The organism is Roseovarius halotolerans (assembly GCF_900172255.1).
Classification (GTDB): domain Bacteria; phylum Pseudomonadota; class Alphaproteobacteria; order Rhodobacterales; family Rhodobacteraceae; genus Roseovarius; species Roseovarius halotolerans.
In genome coordinates, this window is record NZ_FWFU01000003.1 from 104009 (window position 1) to 122393 (window position 18385).

The 18385-nt window shown below is 65.7% G+C and carries 17 protein-coding genes; 10 read left to right on the forward strand and 7 right to left on the reverse strand.

Annotated elements, in window-relative coordinates; translation table 11 throughout:
• Positions 1-34 precede the first annotated feature (34 nt).
• The gene (glmU, locus tag ROH8110_RS11535) at positions 35-1390 is read left to right on the forward strand and encodes a bifunctional UDP-N-acetylglucosamine diphosphorylase/glucosamine-1-phosphate N-acetyltransferase GlmU (protein WP_085817955.1); all 1356 of its coding nucleotides are present in this window, start codon (positions 35-37) and stop codon (positions 1388-1390) included.
• Positions 1390-3213, forward strand: coding sequence for a glutamine--fructose-6-phosphate transaminase (isomerizing) (gene glmS, locus ROH8110_RS11540; protein WP_085817956.1), 1824 nt, complete (start codon positions 1390-1392; stop codon positions 3211-3213). Before glmU ends, glmS begins: the two co-directional genes overlap by 1 nt.
• A 78-nt stretch (positions 3214-3291) precedes the next feature.
• On the opposite strand, the gene ROH8110_RS11545 is transcribed toward glmS, so the two are convergent.
• On the reverse strand, positions 3292-3795 hold the full coding sequence (locus ROH8110_RS11545) for a hypothetical protein (RefSeq protein ID WP_085817957.1): 504 nt from the start codon (positions 3793-3795) through the stop codon (positions 3292-3294).
• An 85-nt stretch (positions 3796-3880) separates the two neighbouring features.
• On the opposite strand from ROH8110_RS11545, the gene moaA reads away from it, so the two are divergent.
• The 3 genes from moaA (at position 3881) to ROH8110_RS11560 (ending at position 7258) form a co-directional block, all read left to right on the forward strand.
• Positions 3881-4888: a GTP 3',8-cyclase MoaA gene (gene moaA / locus ROH8110_RS11550; RefSeq protein ID WP_085817958.1), complete on the forward strand. Its 1008-nt coding sequence runs from the start codon at positions 3881-3883 to the stop codon at positions 4886-4888.
• A gap of 82 nt (positions 4889-4970) precedes the next feature.
• Positions 4971-6176: a 3-deoxy-D-manno-octulosonic acid transferase gene (locus tag ROH8110_RS11555; RefSeq protein WP_254903792.1), complete on the forward strand. Its 1206-nt coding sequence runs from the start codon at positions 4971-4973 to the stop codon at positions 6174-6176.
• A gap of 35 nt (positions 6177-6211) precedes the next feature.
• On the forward strand, positions 6212-7258 hold the full coding sequence (locus ROH8110_RS11560; protein WP_085817960.1) for a glycosyltransferase family 4 protein: 1047 nt from the start codon (positions 6212-6214) through the stop codon (positions 7256-7258).
• A 67-nt stretch (positions 7259-7325) separates the two neighbouring features.
• On the opposite strand, the gene ROH8110_RS11565 is transcribed toward ROH8110_RS11560, so the two are convergent.
• Both ROH8110_RS11565 and ROH8110_RS11570 read right to left on the reverse strand, forming a co-directional pair.
• Positions 7326-8489, reverse strand: a complete 1164-nt coding sequence (locus tag ROH8110_RS11565) for a M20 aminoacylase family protein (protein WP_085817961.1) — start codon at positions 8487-8489, stop codon at positions 7326-7328.
• A 28-nt stretch (positions 8490-8517) separates the two neighbouring features.
• Positions 8518-9771 carry an aminotransferase class V-fold PLP-dependent enzyme gene (locus ROH8110_RS11570; protein WP_085818471.1) on the reverse strand — a complete coding sequence of 418 codons (1254 nt, stop codon included), beginning with the start codon at positions 9769-9771 and terminating at the stop codon, positions 8518-8520.
• Positions 9772-10073: 302 nt separating this feature from the next.
• Between ROH8110_RS11570 and ROH8110_RS11575 the strand changes: the two genes are divergently transcribed.
• The 3 genes from ROH8110_RS11575 to ROH8110_RS11585 all read left to right on the forward strand — a co-directional run bounded on the left by ROH8110_RS11575 (position 10074) and on the right by ROH8110_RS11585 (position 12597).
• Positions 10074-11117 (forward strand): YeeE/YedE family protein, encoded by a 1044-nt coding sequence (locus tag ROH8110_RS11575; RefSeq protein WP_085817962.1) that lies wholly within the window; start codon positions 10074-10076, stop codon positions 11115-11117.
• A 132-nt stretch (positions 11118-11249) separates the two neighbouring features.
• Complete coding sequence (locus ROH8110_RS18705) at positions 11250-11642, forward strand: DUF4177 domain-containing protein (protein WP_176236602.1); 393 nt, start codon at positions 11250-11252, stop codon at positions 11640-11642.
• A gap of 331 nt (positions 11643-11973) precedes the next feature.
• Positions 11974-12597, forward strand: a complete 624-nt coding sequence (locus ROH8110_RS11585; RefSeq protein WP_085817963.1) for a J domain-containing protein — start codon at positions 11974-11976, stop codon at positions 12595-12597.
• A 52-nt stretch (positions 12598-12649) separates the two neighbouring features.
• Here the strand turns inward: ROH8110_RS11585 and msrB are convergent, their stop codons facing one another.
• The 4 genes from msrB to ROH8110_RS11605 form a co-directional block, all read right to left on the reverse strand.
• Entirely contained in the window at positions 12650-13123 is a 474-nt protein-coding gene (gene msrB, locus ROH8110_RS11590; protein ID WP_085817964.1) for a peptide-methionine (R)-S-oxide reductase MsrB, read from the reverse strand.
• A 96-nt stretch (positions 13124-13219) separates the two neighbouring features.
• A complete protein-coding gene (locus ROH8110_RS11595) occupies positions 13220-13777 on the reverse strand; it encodes a fasciclin domain-containing protein (RefSeq protein WP_085817965.1) in 558 nt (185 codons plus the stop codon).
• 88 nt (positions 13778-13865) lie between these two features.
• Positions 13866-14573, reverse strand: a complete 708-nt coding sequence (locus ROH8110_RS11600; RefSeq protein WP_085817966.1) for an anti-sigma factor — start codon at positions 14571-14573, stop codon at positions 13866-13868.
• Entirely contained in the window at positions 14570-15124 is a 555-nt protein-coding gene (locus tag ROH8110_RS11605; protein ID WP_085817967.1) for a sigma-70 family RNA polymerase sigma factor, read from the reverse strand. Before ROH8110_RS11605 ends, ROH8110_RS11600 begins: the two co-directional genes overlap by 4 nt.
• A 145-nt stretch (positions 15125-15269) precedes the next feature.
• Between ROH8110_RS11605 and cobS the strand changes: the two genes are divergently transcribed.
• Together cobS and cobT are read left to right on the forward strand one after the other, a co-directional pair.
• Positions 15270-16256 (forward strand): cobaltochelatase subunit CobS, encoded by a 987-nt coding sequence (gene cobS, locus ROH8110_RS11610; RefSeq protein ID WP_085817968.1) that lies wholly within the window; start codon positions 15270-15272, stop codon positions 16254-16256.
• Between the two features lie 136 nt (positions 16257-16392).
• Positions 16393-18270 (forward strand): cobaltochelatase subunit CobT, encoded by a 1878-nt coding sequence (cobT, locus tag ROH8110_RS11615; RefSeq protein ID WP_085817969.1) that lies wholly within the window; start codon positions 16393-16395, stop codon positions 18268-18270.
• The last annotated feature ends 115 nt before the right edge of the window (positions 18271-18385 follow it).

The following is an 18385-nucleotide window of genomic DNA, read 5'->3' on the forward strand; positions in this document are numbered from 1 at the left end:
AAACGGACGCGACTGGAATACAAAGAGAAACCGCATGAGCACAGCCCTGATCCTCCTTGCCGCCGGCCAGGGAACACGCATGAACTCGGACCTGCCCAAGGTGTTGCACGAGGTCGCGGGTGCGCCCCTGCTGGTGCATGCTATGAAGGCTGGCGCGGCGCTGGAACCGGAGCGGATCGTGGTGGTCGCCGGGCATGGCGCCGAAGCGGTCGAAGCCGCCGCGCGCGCCCATGACGACACCGTCTCGGTCGCCCTGCAATCCGAACAGAACGGCACCGCCCATGCCGTCGCCCAAGCTGCGCCCCTGCTCGCGGATTTCGACGGCGACGCCTTCGTTCTCTATGGCGACACCCCCTTCATCAGCCCCGAAACGCTTGAACGCATGGCCGCCGCACGCGCCCATCATGACCTTGTGGTGCTTGGCTTCGAGGCGGCGGAACCGGGCCGCTATGGTCGCTTGAAGATGAGCGGAGAAACCCTTGATGCCATTGTGGAATTCAAGGACGCAACCGAATCCGAACGCGCCATCACCTTCTGCAATTCCGGGGTCATCGCCGCCCCTGCGCGCCTGCTGTTCGACCTCATCGGCGAGGTCGGCAACGACAACGCCAGCGGCGAATACTATCTCACCGACGTCGTCGCGCTGGCCCGCGCCCGTGGCCTCTCGGCCACCGCTATTGCCTGCGACGAGTCCGAAACACTCGGCGTCAATTCGCGCGCCGAACTGGCCGCCGCCGAAGCCGCCTTTCAGGCCCGCGCCCGCGCCGCCGCGCTTGAGGATGGCGTCACGCTCATCGCCCCCGAGACCGTGCATTTCGCCCATGACACCGTGATCGGGCGCGATACGCTGATCGAACAGAACGTCATCTTCGGTCCCGGCGTCACCGTCGAATCCGGCGCCCGTATCCGGGCCTTTTCGCATCTCGAGGGCTGCCATGTCTCGCGCGGCGCGATTGTCGGCCCCTATGCCCGGCTACGCCCCGGCGCTGAACTGGCCGAAGACACCCGCATCGGCAATTTCGTCGAAATCAAGAACGCCGTCATCGACGAGGGCGCCAAGGTCAACCATCTCAGCTATATCGGCGATGCCCACCTGGGCAGCGGCACCAATATCGGGGCCGGCACCATCACCTGCAACTATGACGGCGTGATGAAACACCATACCGAGATCGGACAGAATGTCTTTGTCGGTTCGAATACCATGCTGATCGCGCCCGTAACCATCGGCGACGATGCGATGACCGGCTCAGGCTCGGTCATCACCCGCGACGTGCCCGCAGGCGCGCTGGCGATCGCCCGTGGCAAACAGGTCGTCAAACCCGGCTTCGCGCGGAAATTGTTCGAAATTCTAAAGGCCACCAAAGCAAAACGCGACAAAGGGTCAACGTAATGTGCGGAATTGTAGGTATCCTCGGGCTTCACGAAGTCGCCCCCACCTTGGTCGAGGCGCTCAGGCGGCTGGAATATCGCGGCTATGACAGTGCCGGAATCGCCACGCTGAACGATGGCCGGCTGGACCGCCGCCGCGCCGTCGGCAAGCTCGTGAACCTCTCGGACCTTCTCGTGCACGAGCCGCTGGCGGGCAAGGCCGGGATCGGCCACACCCGCTGGGCCACCCACGGTGCGCCGACTCTGTCCAACACCCACCCGCATCGCGCCGGTCCCGTGGCCGTCGTGCATAACGGCATCATCGAGAATTACCGCGAACTGCGCGCCGATCTTGCTGCAAAGGGCATCGCCCACGAGACCGACACCGATACCGAAACCGTCGCGCTGCTGACCCGTTATCACCTCGAACAGGGCCTTTCGCCAGTGGACGCCGCGCGCCGCACCCTCGAACGGCTCGAAGGCGCCTACGCGCTGCTGTTCCTCTTCGACGGCGAACCCGATCTGATGATCGCCGCCCGCAAGGGCAGCCCGCTGGCCGTCGGTCATGGCGCGGGCGAGATGTTCGTCGGCTCCGACGCCATCGCTCTCGCCCCGATGACCGACCGCGTCACCTATCTCGAGGAAGGCGACATCGCCGTCGTGACGCGCGACAGCCTCACGATCACCGATGCCGACGGCGCGGTTGTCGAACGCCCCGTCAAGACCATCCGCCTCAGCAATGCCCGCATCGACAAGGCCGGACACAAGCATTTCATGGCCAAGGAGGTCGCAGAGCAGCCCGCCGTGATCGGCGATGCGCTTGGTCACTACCTTTCCGCGGACGGGCGCGACGTGGTCCTGCCCGGCACGACGCTGGATTTCAACCGGATCGAACGCCTCACGATGGTTGCCTGCGGCACCGCCTATTACGCCTGCCTCACCGCGAAATACTGGTTCGAGCAGCTCGCGGGCCTGCCGGTCGATGTCGATATCGCCTCGGAATTCCGCTATCGCGAACCGCCCATCACCCCCGGCACCGCCGCGCTCTTCGTCAGCCAGTCGGGCGAAACCGCCGATACGCTGGCGGCGCTGCGCTATTGCCGTGACAAGGCCGACACGATCCTTTCGGTGGTCAATGTCGATGAAAGCTCCATCGCCCGCGAAAGCGACCTCGCGCTGCCGATCCTCGCCGGTCCCGAAATCGGCGTCGCCTCGACCAAGGGCTTCACCTGCCAGTTGACGGTTCTGCTTCTCCTGGCGATCAAGGCGGCACAGGTGCGCGGCACCATGGACGAAGAGGCGGTCGCCGACCTCCTGTCGCATCTGCGCGGCCTGCCCGCCGCGATCAGCCAGGCGCTCGAGATGGACGAGGCTCTGCAACAGGCCGCGCGGCATTTGTCCGAACATGACCACGCGCTTTTCCTCGGTCGCGGGCTGATGTTCCCGATGGCACTTGAAGGCGCGTTGAAGTTGAAGGAAATCAGCTACATACACGCCGAAGCTTATGCATCTGGCGAACTCAAGCACGGCCCCATTGCCCTGATCGACAAGAAAATGCCGGTGGTCATCATGGCGCCGCGCGATGCCCTGTTCGACAAGACCGTCTCCAACATGCAGGAGGTCATGGCGCGCGGCGGCAAGGTCATGCTGATCACCGACCGCGCCGGGGCCGCCGTCGCTGACGAAGGCACCTGGCATCTCTTGGTCATGCCCGAGGTCGACCCGGTCCTGACCCCGCTTCTCTACGCCATTCCCGCGCAGCTCCTAGCCTATCACACGGCGGTCGCCAAGGGGACGGATGTGGACCAGCCGCGCAATCTGGCGAAATCGGTTACGGTGGAATAGGCCCCGCGCCGTACTGCCGCGCATACCGACGCGATACCGACATAATACCGACGTGTATAAGTGCTGCTTTTCCGGCCCTTACTCGCTCAGGCGAAAGACCCTGATTTCGGGCAGTCCGGTCAGGTCGGCCTCGATCAACCGCATCGCCGACAGCGACATCTGGCTGCCCGCGCCGCGCGCCGCATCCAATGGAATAAGGTCCACCGCCGCCGATGTGCCCTTCGCTGGATAATCCACCCGGCCCTTTCCGGGCGCGTCGACCAGCGGCGTCTTGAGCCAGAACCCCGGCTCGCCCGGAGCCCCGAGCGACGCGATGGTCACCCCCAGGTCAACAGCCCCCGCCCGCGCCGCCGACCTTGCCGCCGAACGCTCTTCTTCGGAAGTGGTATCGAAATCCTCGGCCGTCCGCGCACCGCTTGGCGGCGCCGCGGCGTCCGGGCGGGCCTCGGGATGGGTCTGACCGGGGGCTGGCGCAGCGGATTGCGGCGCGTCCACGCCGCGGGACGGGCCGAACAACCCCTCGACCTGGGCACAGCCGGAAACGGCCATCCCAAGGGTGATGCTGTAGAAGATCGCTCTCATGCCAACAGCTTACCTGCGCCTGTCCCCGCCTTCAATCCGCAAGATCGGGGTTGCTCAACCCCGCGCCAACACCTAGTTTCCGTGCATGACCGCACCATTGATCGATCCCTTTCAGCGCGCGATTTCATACCTGCGCGTCTCCGTGACGGACCGCTGCGATTTCCGCTGCGTCTATTGCATGTCCGAGAACATGACCTTCCTGCCCAAGAAAGAGCTTCTGACGCTCGAGGAACTGGACAGGATGTGCTCGACCTTCATCCGTCTTGGCGTCGAGAAGCTGCGCATCACCGGCGGCGAGCCGCTGGTGCGCAAGGGGATCATGACCTTCTTCCAGTCGATGACGCGCCACCTTGAATCAGGCGCTCTCAGCGAACTGACCCTTACCACCAATGGCAGCCAGCTTGAACGCTTCGCCGACGATCTGTTCGCCGCCGGTGTGCGGCGGGTCAATATCTCGCTCGACACGCTGGATGAACAGAAATTCGCCGAGATCACTCGCTGGGGCCGCCTGCCCCAGGTGATCCGCGGCATCGACGCGGCGCAACGCGCGGGGCTGCGGGTCAAGATCAACACCGTCGCGCTCAAGGGCTTCAACGAGGACGAACTCTTCACCCTCGTCGAATGGTGCAAGAGCCGCGACATGGACCTCACCTTCATCGAGGTGATGCCGATGGGCGATATCGGCAACGAGGACCGCCTTGGCCAATACTGGAAACTGAACGATCTGCGCGCCGAGCTGGCGCGGCACTACACCCTGACCGAGCTCAGCGAACGCAGCGGCGGCCCCGCACGCTATGTCCGGCTGGAAGAAACCGGCCAGAAGATCGGCTTCATCACCCCGCTGACCCATAATTTCTGCGAAAGCTGCAACCGCGTGCGCCTGACCTGCACGGGCGAGCTCTACATGTGCCTCGGCCAGGAAGACATGGCCGACCTGCGCGCCCCGCTGCGCAACAACCCCGCCAGCGATGCACCTCTCGAGGACTCCATCCGCGCCGCCATCTCGCGCAAGCCCAAGGGCCATGATTTCGACTACTCGCGTCAGACAGTGGACGGGCGCGTAACCCGCCACATGAGCCATACCGGCGGCTGACGCGCCGATGGGCTCGCGGCCGCTTCCCCTTCGGATCTACACGCTTGCCGCCAACCTCCTGGCTCCCCTGGCCTATCGGCGGGTGCGCGCCAAACTGCTGGCGCATGGCACCGAACGCGCGCGGCTGCGCGAACGCTTGGGTCATGCCACCGCCGCGCGTCCCGACGGGCGGCTGATCTGGTTCCATGCCGCCAGTGTCGGCGAAAGCCTCTCGGTGCTGCGCCTGATCGAGCACATGGGCCATACCGACGCCAACTGGAATTTCCTCATCACCTCGGGCACCGCCACATCCGGCAAGGTGCTGTCCAACCGCCTGCCGCCGCGCTGCCAGCACCAGTTCGCGCCGCTTGACAGCCGCGCCGCCGTGGGCCGTTTCCTGACTCATTGGCGCCCTGACCTGGCGGTCTTCGTCGAAAGCGAATTCTGGCCCCAGATGCTGGGCATGACCCACGCAGCCGGGGTCCCGATGGCGCTGTTGAACGCACGGATATCCGATCGCTCAATGCGCGGCTGGAAACGCTTTGACCGGACCGCGCGCCACCTCTTGGGGATGTTCACACTGATCCATTGCCAGGACCGGCGCACCGAGGCCAACCTGCATGACCTGGGGCTTGACCATGCCCGGGCCGGGCGCAATCTCAAGTCGCTTTCCGGGCCATTGCCCCATGACGCGGACGCCCTGGCGCGGATGCATGAGGCACTGGGCGCGCGGCCCCTCTGGCTTGCGAGTTCCACCCATCCCGGCGAGGACGAGATCATGCTCGCCGCCCATGCCCGCCTGCTCGAACGCTGGCCCGACCTGCTTCTGATCCTCGTGCCGCGCCACCCCGAACGCACCCCGGATATCGACGCGCTGATCGCCGCTGCCGGCCTCAGCGCGACGCGCCGCACAACCGGTGCACTGCCCGATGCGCGCACCCAAATCTACCTGGCCGACACGCTGGGCGAGACCGGTCTCTGGTATCGCCTGTCGCCCATCACCTGCCTTTGCGGCTCCTTCGTGCCAGTGGGCGGACACAACCCCTATGAACCCGCCCATGCGGGATCGGCGCTGCTGCATGGCCCGCTTCACGCCAATTTCGCCGACACCTATGGCGAGCTGCGCGCCGCTGTCGCCAGCACCGAGGTCGAGGACGCCAGCGATCTCGCAGAGGCCGTCGCGGGGCTGCTGGCCGATCCCGCCGCGCTGGACGGCGCGCAGGCGCGGATCGAGACCTTCGCCCATGCGCAGGAAGACGCGCTCGATGCGCTGGCGCTGGACCTTTCGGCGCTCATCGATCCGGTGTAAGAGCCGCAAAAGGATCATCAGCCAAGGCCCGCGCCATGCCCCATCCCGCCGACGCCATCGACGTGATCGCCCCCAATTTCAAGGCGCGCATGTCCGGCGTGACATCGACCGTGTTCCGCCTTGTCCCGATCCAGGCGGAAACGATGCGCATCGCTACCTCGGGGCCGAACATCCCGCCCGAAATCCCGCAGATTCCAGCCGCCTCCCTGCCCACCATGAGCCGCCGCCGCCGTGTCTGGCACGCGCGGCGCAACAACGAGATGCTGGCGGGTATCGCGCTCAAACGGCTGCTGCGCAAGGATCTGAAGCTGGTCTTCACCTCGGCCGCGCAGCGCGATCACAAGAAGCTGACCAAGTGGATGATCCGGCAGATGGACCATGTGGTGGCAACCTCGGCGCGCTCCGCCTCGTTCCTCGAGGTCGACGCTCAGGTGATCCATCACGGCATCGACGTGGCGCGCTTTGCCCCGGTCGCCGACAAGGGCGCGCTGCGCGCCGAGCTGGGCCTGCCGCAGGACAAGCTGCTGATCGGCTGTTTCGGGCGCATCCGCCCTCAGAAGGGCAACGACCTATTCACCGACATGATGCTGAAGCTTTTGCCCGAACGCCCCGATTCGGTGGCGGTGATGATGGGTGGCGTGACCGATGGCTTCCGCGATTTCCACGCCGGTCTGGTGGACAAGGTCAAGGCCGCGGGGCTTGAGGATCGCTTTCTGTTCCTGCCCGAGGATCCGCATTGGGACGTGTCGCGCTGGTTCAAGGCGCTGGATCTCTACATCGCGCCGCAACGCTGGGAGGGCTTCGGCCTCACGCCGCTCGAGGCGATGGCCTGCGGCGTGCCGGTGGTGGCGACCCGCGCGGGCGCCTTTGAAGAACTGGTGCAGGATGGCAAGACCGGCACCCTGGTCGATATCGAGGATCTCGAGGGCCTGACCGCCGCCACCGCGCGGCTGCTCGACGATGCCGATCTGCGCGCCGCATGGTCGCTCAATGCCCGCGCCCATGCCGAGACCCGTTGCCGGATCGAGCAGGAAGCCGAGGCACTCTGTTCGATCTACCGCACGCTTCTGGATCAGACCTGACGAAGGCCGGGGGCCAGCCCCCGGACCCCCGAGGTATTTTCAGCCAGATGAAGGGGCGCGGCGCGGCTCAGCCGATGGGCATGCGCTGTTCGATGAGGCCGGCCCACCAGCTGCAGCCCGAGGGGATCACCGCATCGTTGAAGTCGTAATCGGCACTGTGAACCATCGCCGTGTCGCCATTCCCAACAAGGATATAGGCGCCGGGGCGTTCCTCGAGCATGAAGGCGAAATCCTCGCCACCCATGACCAGGGGGGCCTCGTCGCATTGTCCCGAGACCGAGCGCGCGACCTCGGCCGCGAAATCGGTCTGGGCGTCATGGTTCACCATCACCGGGTAGTTGCGTTCATAATCGAGCGTCGCGCGCCCGCCGAACCCCGCCGGGATCGTCTCGCAAAGCGCCTGCATCCGGGTCTCCACCAGGTCGCGCATCTCGGCGCTGAGCGTGCGGGCGGTGCCGATCATCTCGACGCGGTCGGGAATCACATTGAAGGCGTCCGAGCTGGTCTTGATCGCGGTGACCGAGACGACCGCCTGCTCGGTCGGATCGACATTGCGGCTGACGATCGTCTGGAGCGCCAGCACGAGGTGGCTTGCGATCACCGTTGGGTCGATCGTGTCATGCGGCTTGGCGGCATGGCCGCCCCGCCCTTCGATCACGATCTCGAACTTGTCGGTCGCGGCGAAGAACGGTCCGCTGCGGATCGCGAAACGGCCCTCGGGAATGCCGGGCCAGTTATGCATCCCGTAGACTTCATCGATGGCGAAACGCTCCATCAGCCCATCAGCGCACATTTCTCGACCGCCGCCGCCGCCTTCTTCGGCAGGCTGGAAGATCACGACGCAGGTGCCGTCGAAATTGCGCGTCTCGGCCAGGTAGCGCGCCGCGCCAAGCAGCATCGAGGTATGCCCGTCATGGCCGCAGGCATGCATCTTGCCCGGCTCCGTCGAAGCATAATCCAGACCTGTCGTCTCGTGGATCGGCAGCGCATCCATGTCGGCGCGCAGCCCCACCACCTTGCCCGATCCGGTCTTGCGCCCCTTGATCACAGCGACCACCCCTGTGCGCCCCAGCCCCGTCACCACCTCGTCGCAGCCGAAGGCGCGCAGCCTCTCTGCGACCAGGTCGGCGGTGCGGTGGGTGTCGAACAGCAATTCGGGATGCTGGTGCAGATCGCGCCGCCACGCGGTGATCTCGTCATGGAGTTCGGCGAAACGGTTCTTCACGGGCATGGGTCTGTCCTTTGTCCGGGTGCGGCCTTCAGGCCACGACCTGTTGCATGGCCGAGAGGAAGCGGCGCACCTCGTCCTCGGTATTGTAATGACTCATCGACACGCGCACGCACTCATCGAACCCCAGCGGGCCAAGCACATTGCCGCAATAATGGTCATTCTTGCGGATATGCACCCGGATGCCGTTCTCGCGCAGATGCGCCACCAGGTCCGCCGCGCCGATGGACCGGCAGCGCAGCGACACCACGCCCTCGCGCCCCTCGATGGCGGTACCGCCGATGATCTCGACCCCCGGCATGTCCGCCAGTCCCGGCAGATTGCCTGCGCCCTGCATCATGGCGCGCGTCAGGCCCTGTTCCTGGGCGCGGATCGCATGCGCCGCGGCCTCCAGCCTGACGCGGCGGTCGGCACTGTCGCTGAACGCGCCGCCCAGCCACTCGAGATAGTCCACCACATCCGAAAACGCCGCATAGGCGCCGGTATCGCGCGTGCCCATCTCCCAGTTTGCCGCCGGGCCGTTGCGGATCTGCTCCTTGGGGCAATCGGTCAGCCGGTCCGAGGCCCAGCCGACCCCGTAACCATGCCGCGAGAACATCTTGTAGGGCGAGATCGCGTAGCCATCCGCGCCGATGGCATCCACATCGACCGCCCCGTGGCTGGCATGCTGGATGCCGTCGACGATGATGAAACACTCGGGCGCAACCTCGCGGATCGCCGCCGCGATCGCCTCGACATCGACCGCCATGCCCGTGACCGGCGAGGTATGCACAATGCTGGCGACGCGGGTCTCGGGCGTCAGCGCCGCGCGATAGGCGGCCACATCCACCGTGCCGCTTGCATCGTCATGCGCCACGCTCACCAGCGGGCGGCCCGTCACCTCGGCCCAACGGCTCATGGCGCTGGCCGATGCCGGATGTTCCAGCGTCGAGCCCAGCATCATGCCCCCCGGTTGCGCCCCGAGCGCGGCGGTTCGGACCAGGCGAAACAGCACCTCGGTGCCGCTTTCACCGACAAAGACCTGCCCGCCGCGCGCATTGAAGAACAGCGCCATGTCGGCCTTGCCGCGTGCGATCGCCGCCATCAGCGCCGCCGAGGCCGCATTGTCCCGCCCCTGGTTGTCGGGATAACCGGCATAGGCCGCGGATGTCTCGATCACCGATTTCAGCCGCAGCGCGCCGCCCGCATTCTCGAAAAAGATGCGCGGCCCCTCAAAGGGGCAGGCCTCGACATGTGCGAAACGTGCGCGCACGGCCTCCATCAGGCCGGGGGTCTGGGCGATCATGGTGCTGCCTTCCACTGGGATTGGTCGTCTCTCGGGGGTCGACAATCCGCCAGCGCCGGGCGGAATTCAAGCCCCAAGCCCGTCGATGCGCACGCAAGGCGAAAAAGGACCGGGATCGCCCCCGCCCGACAACAGCCGAACACATCGGCACCGAGAGACGCACGCGCAAGACAGGCGTTCTAAGGAACTGCGCAAACCGGAACATGGTCCCGCTCAAGCCGGGGGTGACATATCGAGATATGCTTGATCGTGCATGGATTCGGCCTCATCTGGGACAAAATTCCTGTTCTGGGGGAGAGACCATGTTTGAATCTCTGGGTTTCGAGACCCTGACGGCACCGCAAGCGGCGATCTGGTTCGCGCTTGGGCTGGGCGTCGTCTTCGGCGCGCTCGCGCAGGTGACGCGGTTCTGCCTGCGCCGTGCGCTGGTGGGCGAGGATCGCCGGCAGGCCGCCGGCGTCTGGCTGACGGCGCTGGCCGTTGCCGTTCTGGGCACGCAGGGCGCCGTGGCCTTGGGCTGGATCGGGTTCGGCGATCATCGCTTCATGGCCAGTGAATTGCCGGTTCTGGCGATTGTCGCCGGCGGGCTGATGTTCGGCGCGGGCATGGTGCTGACGCGCGGCTGCATCTCGCGCCTGACGGTGCTGAGCGGCTCGGGCAACCTGCGCGCGCTTCTGGTGCTGCTGGTCTTCGCGGTGACCGCCCATGCCGCGCTCAAGGGCGTGCTGGCGCCGCTGCGCACATCGCTCGGCTCGGTCACTCTGGGGCTCGACAGCGCGGCGCTGCCGGGCAGCCCGCTGATCTGGACGGCGCTGATCGTGATCGGCGCGCTGGCCGTTGCACTGCGCTCGGGCAACCGTCCCGTCATGCTGGCGCTGGCGGCGCTGATCGGGCTTCTGGTGCCGCTCGCATGGGTCGGCACGGGCTATGTGCTTTATGACGACTTCGACCCGATCGCGATGGAGTCGCTGTCCTTCACCTCGCCGGCGGCGGAATCGATGTTCTACACCGTCGCCGCCTCGGCGATCCCGGCAAGCTTCGGCACCGGGCTGGTCGGTGGCGTGCTGGTCGGGGCGCTGGCTGCAGCGCTGCTGAGCGGCAGCTTCGCATGGCAGAGCTTTGAAAGCCCCCGCCAGACCGGCCGCTACATGGCGGGCGCGGTGCTGATGGGGCTGGGCGGCGTGCTGGCCGGTGGCTGCACCGTCGGCGCGGGCCTTTCGGGTGTCCCGACACTGTCGGTGGCCGCCGTGCTGGCGATCCTGTCGATCGTTGCGGGCGGGCTTGTGACCGACCGCGCCCTGCGCGGCGTGCCCGCGCGGATGGCGCATCCTCACCCCGCCGAGTGACCCCATCTACAGGCGGATCGAGCGACCCCGGCCATCAGCCGGGGTCGTCTGCGTTCGTGCCGTGTGCCCTTGTGCGCCCGGCGCGGAACGCTAGGATGCGCCGCAGCTTGAATCCGAACCGGTTTGATTGAAATGTATGAATACAAGGTGCTTCCCGCACCGACCAAGGGAAAGAAGGCCGCTGGCCTCAAGGGCCCGGCGCAGCGTTTCGCACACGCGCTCGAAGCGACCATGAACGAGGTGGCCGCGGATGGCTGGGAATACCATCGCTCCGATATCCTGCCCTCCGAAGAGCGTCAGGGCCTGACATCAAGCCAGACGGTCTATCGCAGCGTGCTGGTGTTTCGCCGCCCCCTGCATGCGCCGCTGGCCGATCTGCCGCCGGTGGCGGCACCCGCCGAGGACAGTGCCGGGGATAACCCGGATATCGTCGCGAATGAGGACACTGCGGCCGGGGCCGATCCCATCGACGAAACGGAAACCGAAACCGAGCCGGACCAATCAAAGGAGCCTCCGCGCGGCTGAGCGCGCATCAGGGGGGCGCAGCGCCTGCCGGTTTCAGCGGGCCATCACGGCTCGGATCAGCCCCCGCCTTGCGATCCCGCGCGATCCGTGTCATCAACTCCGGCTCCGCACGCGGCGGCTCGCAGGTGTCATCCGCTCTCGCCGCCCGCCCGATCATCGGCCTGGCCCCAACGGGCCTCGCCAGCATTGTGCATTACCTCTGAGCGATCCGCGCGTCTGTTACCAAAACTTCGCGGATTTCCGCTGCAACACTCAATTTTTTCGGTCCAGCCCCCTTCAATTCACCCTCGTTTGGAATAAACTCCTCGCTCCGAGTCGCAAAGGTAGAGCCATGTCCAAGACAGACCCATTCGGTTTCGACATGTCGGTTTCGTCCGCGAAAAAGAACAATCCGCGTGGACGTCGTGGCATGTCGGGCGCCTCAGAAACCTCGACTCGCATCTGCGAGAAAGAGGGCTGCAACCAACCCGGCAAGTATCGCGCGCCCAAGGCGCCGGACGTGCTGGATGACTTCTATTGGTTCTGCAAGGATCATGTGCGCGAGTACAATCAGCAGTGGAATTTCTTCCACGGCACCACCGAAGCCGAGATGAATGCCCAGATGTCCAAGGACAAGGTCTGGGAGCGCGAAACGAAATCCTTCGTCGATCCCGAACAGCGCGCGTGGTCACGCCTCGGAATCGAAGACCCGCATCAGGTTCTGGGCGGCAATGCCACGCAGAACCCCGGCCGGGTCAAGGCTGGCGGGCGCAAGCTGCCCCCCACCGAGCGCCGTGCGATCGAGATACTCGAAGCCAAGGACGACTGGACCAAGACCGAGATCCGCAAGGCCTACAAGGCGTTGATCAAAGTGCTGCACCCCGACATCAACGGTGGCGACCGCAGCCAGGAAGAACAGCTGCAACAGGTTGTCTGGGCCTGGGACCAGATCAAGCAGAGCCGCAATTTCAAGTAAACAGGTCGGCAGGACCGCCGTGACGGTCCTGCAATTGCACCCTCGAACCGGCTCAGGCCGCCTTGAACACCAGGCTCACGCCGTTGATGCAGTGGCGCTTGCCGGTGGGTTCGGGACCATCATCGAAGATATGGCCCAGATGGCTGCCGCACCGGCTGCAGTGGCATTCGGTGCGCGGGATCACCAGCTTCCAGTCGCGCTTGGTGGCGACGGCACCCTCGTCGATCGCCTGCCAGAAGCTCGGCCAGCCGGTCTTGCTGTCGAACTTGTGCTCGCTTGAGTAAAGCGGCAGATCGCAGCCACGGCACAGATACGTGCCCTTGGTCTTCTGGTCATGCAGCGGCGAGGAGAAGGCCCTCTCGGTGCTCTCCTCGCGCATCACGGCATATTCGGTGTCGCTCAGCATGGCCTTCCACTCGGCCTCGCTGCGGGTGACTTCAAAACGTTCGTCGGCCCCGCCGCGACCGGCAAGCGACAGGCCGGTCCCGGCAAGAAGGGTCGTTGCGATAAAGCTGCGGCGGTTCATGACGGACCTCCCAAGGTCGTTTCGGGTATAGTATCAAAGATGCGCAATGCGGGGCCGCGGCACAATGCACGGCCCCGCACAATCAGGTGATCGATCTTACGACTGCGGGGGCAGGATCACCCGGTCGACCACATGGATGACGCCATTCGACTGTTCGACATCGGCAATGGTGACGGTAATGGTGCGGCCACGCTCGTCTTCCAGCATGATCTTGTCACCTTCATAGGTGGCCTGCAGCGTGCAGGTCCCCAGCGTCGGCACCGGGTGCACGCCGCCGTCATCGTCGATCATGCCCTTGATCGCCATCGACATCGCATCGGCGCCGACAACATGGCATTTCAGGATATTGGCCAGCTGATCCTTGGCCGCCGGCTCCAGCAAGGCTTCGACGGTGCCTTCCTTGAGCATGCCGAAAGCATCGTCAGTGGGCGCGAACACGGTGAACGGCCCCTCGGAATTCAGCACATCGACCAGCCCTGCGGCCTTGACGGCGGCAACCAGCGTCTCGTGGTCCTTCGAGTTGACGGCATTCTCGACAATGGTCTTGTCGGCATACATCGCTGCGCCGCCCACCATCGGGTTCTCTGCGCTGGCAATACCTGCGCTCAGGCCCAGAACGGCTGCGGTCGTGGCGAAAAGTGTCTTGCTGAACATGGTGTTCCTCCTTGGTTTCAACCGGGCGCGATTGCCCGGAGACGCCCGAAGCCACGCGGCCCCGCTCAGGAAGTTTCACAATGTCCGTTCACGTGTTCGTGATCGCGCCCACGGCCAGCACGGCGCCGGTCGGCGCGCCGGTGGGCGAGCCGCCCTCGGGCTCGTCCGAAACCGCCAGCGCCGCACCGTCAAGACGCGCGCGCAGGGGTTCGGGCACCGTCACGCTGGCTCTGCGCGCCTCGGGCAGAACACCCAGCGACACCGGTGCATCATCGCCCGCGATCAGCCACAGCTCCAGTGCGCGCCCGCTCGCCGCCTCGCCGCGCGCCCGCTCAAGATGGAACCGGCCCGCCTCCGCATCATAGGCCGCGGAAATGAGCAGGCTTTCATCCTCGGCGGCCAGTTGCGCCACATAGGCCGGCGCGTCGGGCGGCTGTGGCCCGCGCTCGGGCAGGCCGGTTGCAAAGATCAGCACCAGCGCCAGCACCGACGCCGTGAGCCCGCCCAACAGCCAGCGGAACCATTGCAGCCCCCCTTCCCTTGCCGTGGCCGCGTCATCGCCGCCGAACAGGCGCGTCATCACCGCGCCATGCAGGTGCACGGGCGGTGCGACCGGCGCGATCGGGTCGGTCAGCGCCGCCAGGTCTTCGGCCCATTGGGCATAGAGAACGCGCAACTCGGGTTCATGCGCCAGACGCGATTCAAAGGCGGCCGCCTCTTCGGGCGACAGCAGGCCCAGGGCATATTCCCCGGCCAGCGCCTTGTCGGCATCGCGTTCGGGCATCTCATCGCTCATCGCGACAGGCACTCCCTCAGTTTCAACAGGCTGCGTCGCAGCCAGGTTCTCATCGTGTTCAGCGGCACGTCGAAACGTTCCGCCAGCTCGACATAGCTCTCGCCATCAAGATAGGCGCCCCGAACCGCCTCCGCATGGCCCGAATCAAGCTCGTCAAAGCAATCATCGAGCCGTGCGCCCTCGGACGCCGCGATCACGCGGGCCTCGGGGCCGGGCGCGGGATCGGCCTGCGCCTCGGCCATGTCGGTGCCGTCACTCTCGCCTGCCCGTGCCGCACGGCGCCGGCGCAGCCGGTCGATGGCGGCATTTCGGGCGATCGTGATCAGCCAGGTCATCGGGCTCAACCCGTTCACCTGGTAGCGCCCGGCATGGTTCCAGATCCTGACATAGATGTCCTGCAACACCTCTTCCGCTTCGGCCCGGTTATCCAACACACGCAGGCAGATGCCGAAAAGTTTCGCCGATGTCGCCAAATAGAGCGCGTCAAAGGCCGCCCGGTCTCCCAGGGCAGCCTTTCCCAGCCAAGCTTCTATCTCGTTGCGCGTCGCCATTGCCCCGGTCTACCTCAAAGCCGCGCGCGACAACAGTGCCGCCTTGAAGGGCGCGCCCCGATTTCGCCCCTTCCCCTTGCCCTTTCGCGCGATTTGTTGCACGACAGAGCCCGATTGAGATCACCGATACTGAAGGACCGCGCGAATGGCCGACGGCAGCATTGACATGAACGCCAAACCCACCGAGGAAATCTCCGTTCGCGAGGTGTTCGGAATTGACTCCGACATGATCGTCAAGGGATTCCCCGAGCGCACCGAGCGCGTGCCCGAGCATGACAGCACCTACAAGTTCGATCCCGACACCACGTTGGCGATCCTTGCGGGCTTCAGCCATAACCGCCGGGTGATGATCCAAGGCTATCACGGCACCGGCAAATCCACCCATATCGAACAGGTGGCCAGCCGGCTGAACTGGCCCTGCGTGCGGGTCAATCTGGACAGCCACATCAGCCGCATCGACCTGATCGGCAAGGACGCGATCAAACTGCGCGACGGCAAGCAGGTGACCGAATTCCACGAAGGCATCCTGCCCTGGGCTCTGCGCAACCCGACCGCCATCGTGTTCGACGAATACGATGCCGGGCGCGCCGACGTGATGTTCGTGATCCAGCGCGTGCTCGAGGCCGACGGCAAGCTCACACTGCTCGACCAGAACGAGGTGATCTCGCCCAACCCGTATTTCCGCCTGTTCGCCACCGCCAACACGGTTGGCCTCGGGGATACGACGGGGCTTTATCACGGCACCCAGCAGATCAACCAGGGCCAGATGGACCGCTGGAGCCTAGTGGCGACGCTAAACTATCTCAGCCACGACGCCGAAACCAATATCGTGCTGGCCAAGAACCCCGTCTACAACACCGCCGCCGGGCGCAAGACCGTCAGCCAGATGGTCACCGTCGCCGACCTGAGCCGCACTGCCTTCATGAATGGCGAGCTCAGCACGGTGATGAGCCCGCGCACCGTGATCGCGTGGGCGCAGAACGCCACCATCTTCCGCGATGTGGGCTATGCGTTCCGGCTGACCTTCCTCAACAAGTGCGACGAGCTCGAACGCCAGACCGTGGCCGAGTTCTATCAGCGCTGCTTTGACGAGGAACTGCCCGAAAGCGCGGCCAGCATGAGCCTGGGGTGAGCCGTCAGGCACAAGGATACCGCGGCGCGAAAGGCCGCGGAACATGGGGGCGCTGCCCCCGCCGCGCCTCCGGCGCGACTCCCCCGAGGTATTTTTCGCCAGATGAAGACCACCGGGGCTGAGGGAAAGGGCGAAGATGGCGCAGAACAGTGACAACCCGGCCGATCCGTTCAAGAAGGCGCTGGCCGAAGCGACCAAGGTGCTGGCCGACGACCCCGAACTGACCGTCAGCTATTCGGTCGATCCCGCGGGCCTGACCGGCGACGCAATGCGCCTGCCCCAGATCAGCCGCCGCATGACCCGCGACGAGGTGCTTCAGGCGCGCGGCACCGCCGATGCGCTGGCGCTGCGCCACCGCTATCACGACGCCAAGACCCATGCGCGCTACAATCCCGCCGGCGAGATGGCGCGCGACCTGTATGAGGCGATGGAAACCGCCCGCTGCGAGGCGATCGGCGCGCGCGAAATGCCCGGCACCGCGGGCAATATCGACGCCAAGATCGGCGCCGAGGCCGACCGTCTGGGCTATGGCGAGATCACCGATCGCGCCGATGCGCCGCTGGCCACCGCCGCGGGCTATCTCGTGCGCCACCTTGCGACCGGGCGCGACCTGCCCGCGGGCGCGCAGAACGTCATGGGCCTCTGGCGCGATTTCATCGAGAGCCAGGCCGGCGACACGCTCGGGACCATTCAGGACATCCTGGCGGATCAGACCGAGTTCGCCCGCTTTGCGCGCGAGGTGATCCGCGATCTGGGTTATGGCGACCAGCTGGGCGATGACCCGGACGCGCCCGATGACGATCAGGACGAGGACGCCGAGACCTCGCCCGACGAGGACGAACAGCCCGACAGCTCTGGCCAGGATGACAGCGACGAGAACGACTCCGAAGCCAATCCCGAGCAGAGCCAGGAAGAGCAGCAGGACGAGGCGCAGGCCCAGGTCTCGATGGACGACCTTGCCGACGAGGAGATGAGCGACGAGGCCGAGCTCCCCGAGGGCGAGGCCCCGATGGAGCCGCCCGATGCCCACCCCGTTTCGGATGCCGACCCGGATTACACCGTCTATTCCACCGAATATGACGAGGAAATCCGTGCCGAGGAGCTGGCCGAGCCAGTCGAACTGGAGCGTCTGCGTGCCTATCTCGATCAGCAGCTCGACCCGCTCAAGGGCGCCGTCAGCCGGCTGGCCAACAAGCTGCAGCGCCGCCTTCAGGCACAGCAGAGCCGCAGCTGGGAATTCGACCGCGAGGAAGGCATCCTCGATGCCGGGCGCCTTGCGCGCGTGGTCGCTAACCCGACGACGCCGCTCAGCTTCAAGGTCGAGAAGGACATGGAATTCCGCGACACGGTCGTGACGCTGCTGCTGGACAATTCCGGCTCCATGCGTGGCCGTCCCATCTCGATCGCGGCGATCTGCGCGGATGTGCTGGCGCGCACGCTCGAGCGGTGCAGCGTCAAGGTCGAGATCCTGGGCTTCACCACCCGCGCCTGGAAGGGCGGTCAGAGCCGCGAGGCGTGGCTCAACGAAGGGCGCGCGCAACTGCCCGGCCGCCTCAATGACCTGCGCCATATCATCTACAAGTCCGCCGACGCGCCGATGCGGCGCACCCGCGACAATCTCGGGCTGATGATGAAAGAGGGCCTGCTGAAGGAAAACATCGACGGCGAGGCGCTGGAATGGGCGCATCGCAGGCTGGCACCGCGAAAGGAGGCCCGCAAGATCCTGATGGTGATCTCGGACGGCGCGCCGGTGGATGACAGCACCCTATCGGTCAATCCCGCGAACTACCTTGAAAAGCACCTGCGCGACGTGATCGCCATGGTCGAGCGGCGCAAGGCCGTGGAATTGCTGGCCATCGGTATCGGCCATGACGTGACGCGCTATTACGAGCGCGCGGTGACCATTACCGATGTCGACCAGCTTGCCGGGGCGATGACCGAACAGCTGGCCGCGCTGTTCGATCCCGATCCGCGCGCGCGGGCACGGGTGATGGGCATCCGCAAGGCGGGCTGAGGCGCGGGCGCACCCCTCGCATCACCGCCGCCTGCACCCCTGCCCCCGCATCGCCCCGGGGCGAACACGATTGATCTTCGCGCATCGCTTCTCTAGCACGTCAGGGTCAGCCACG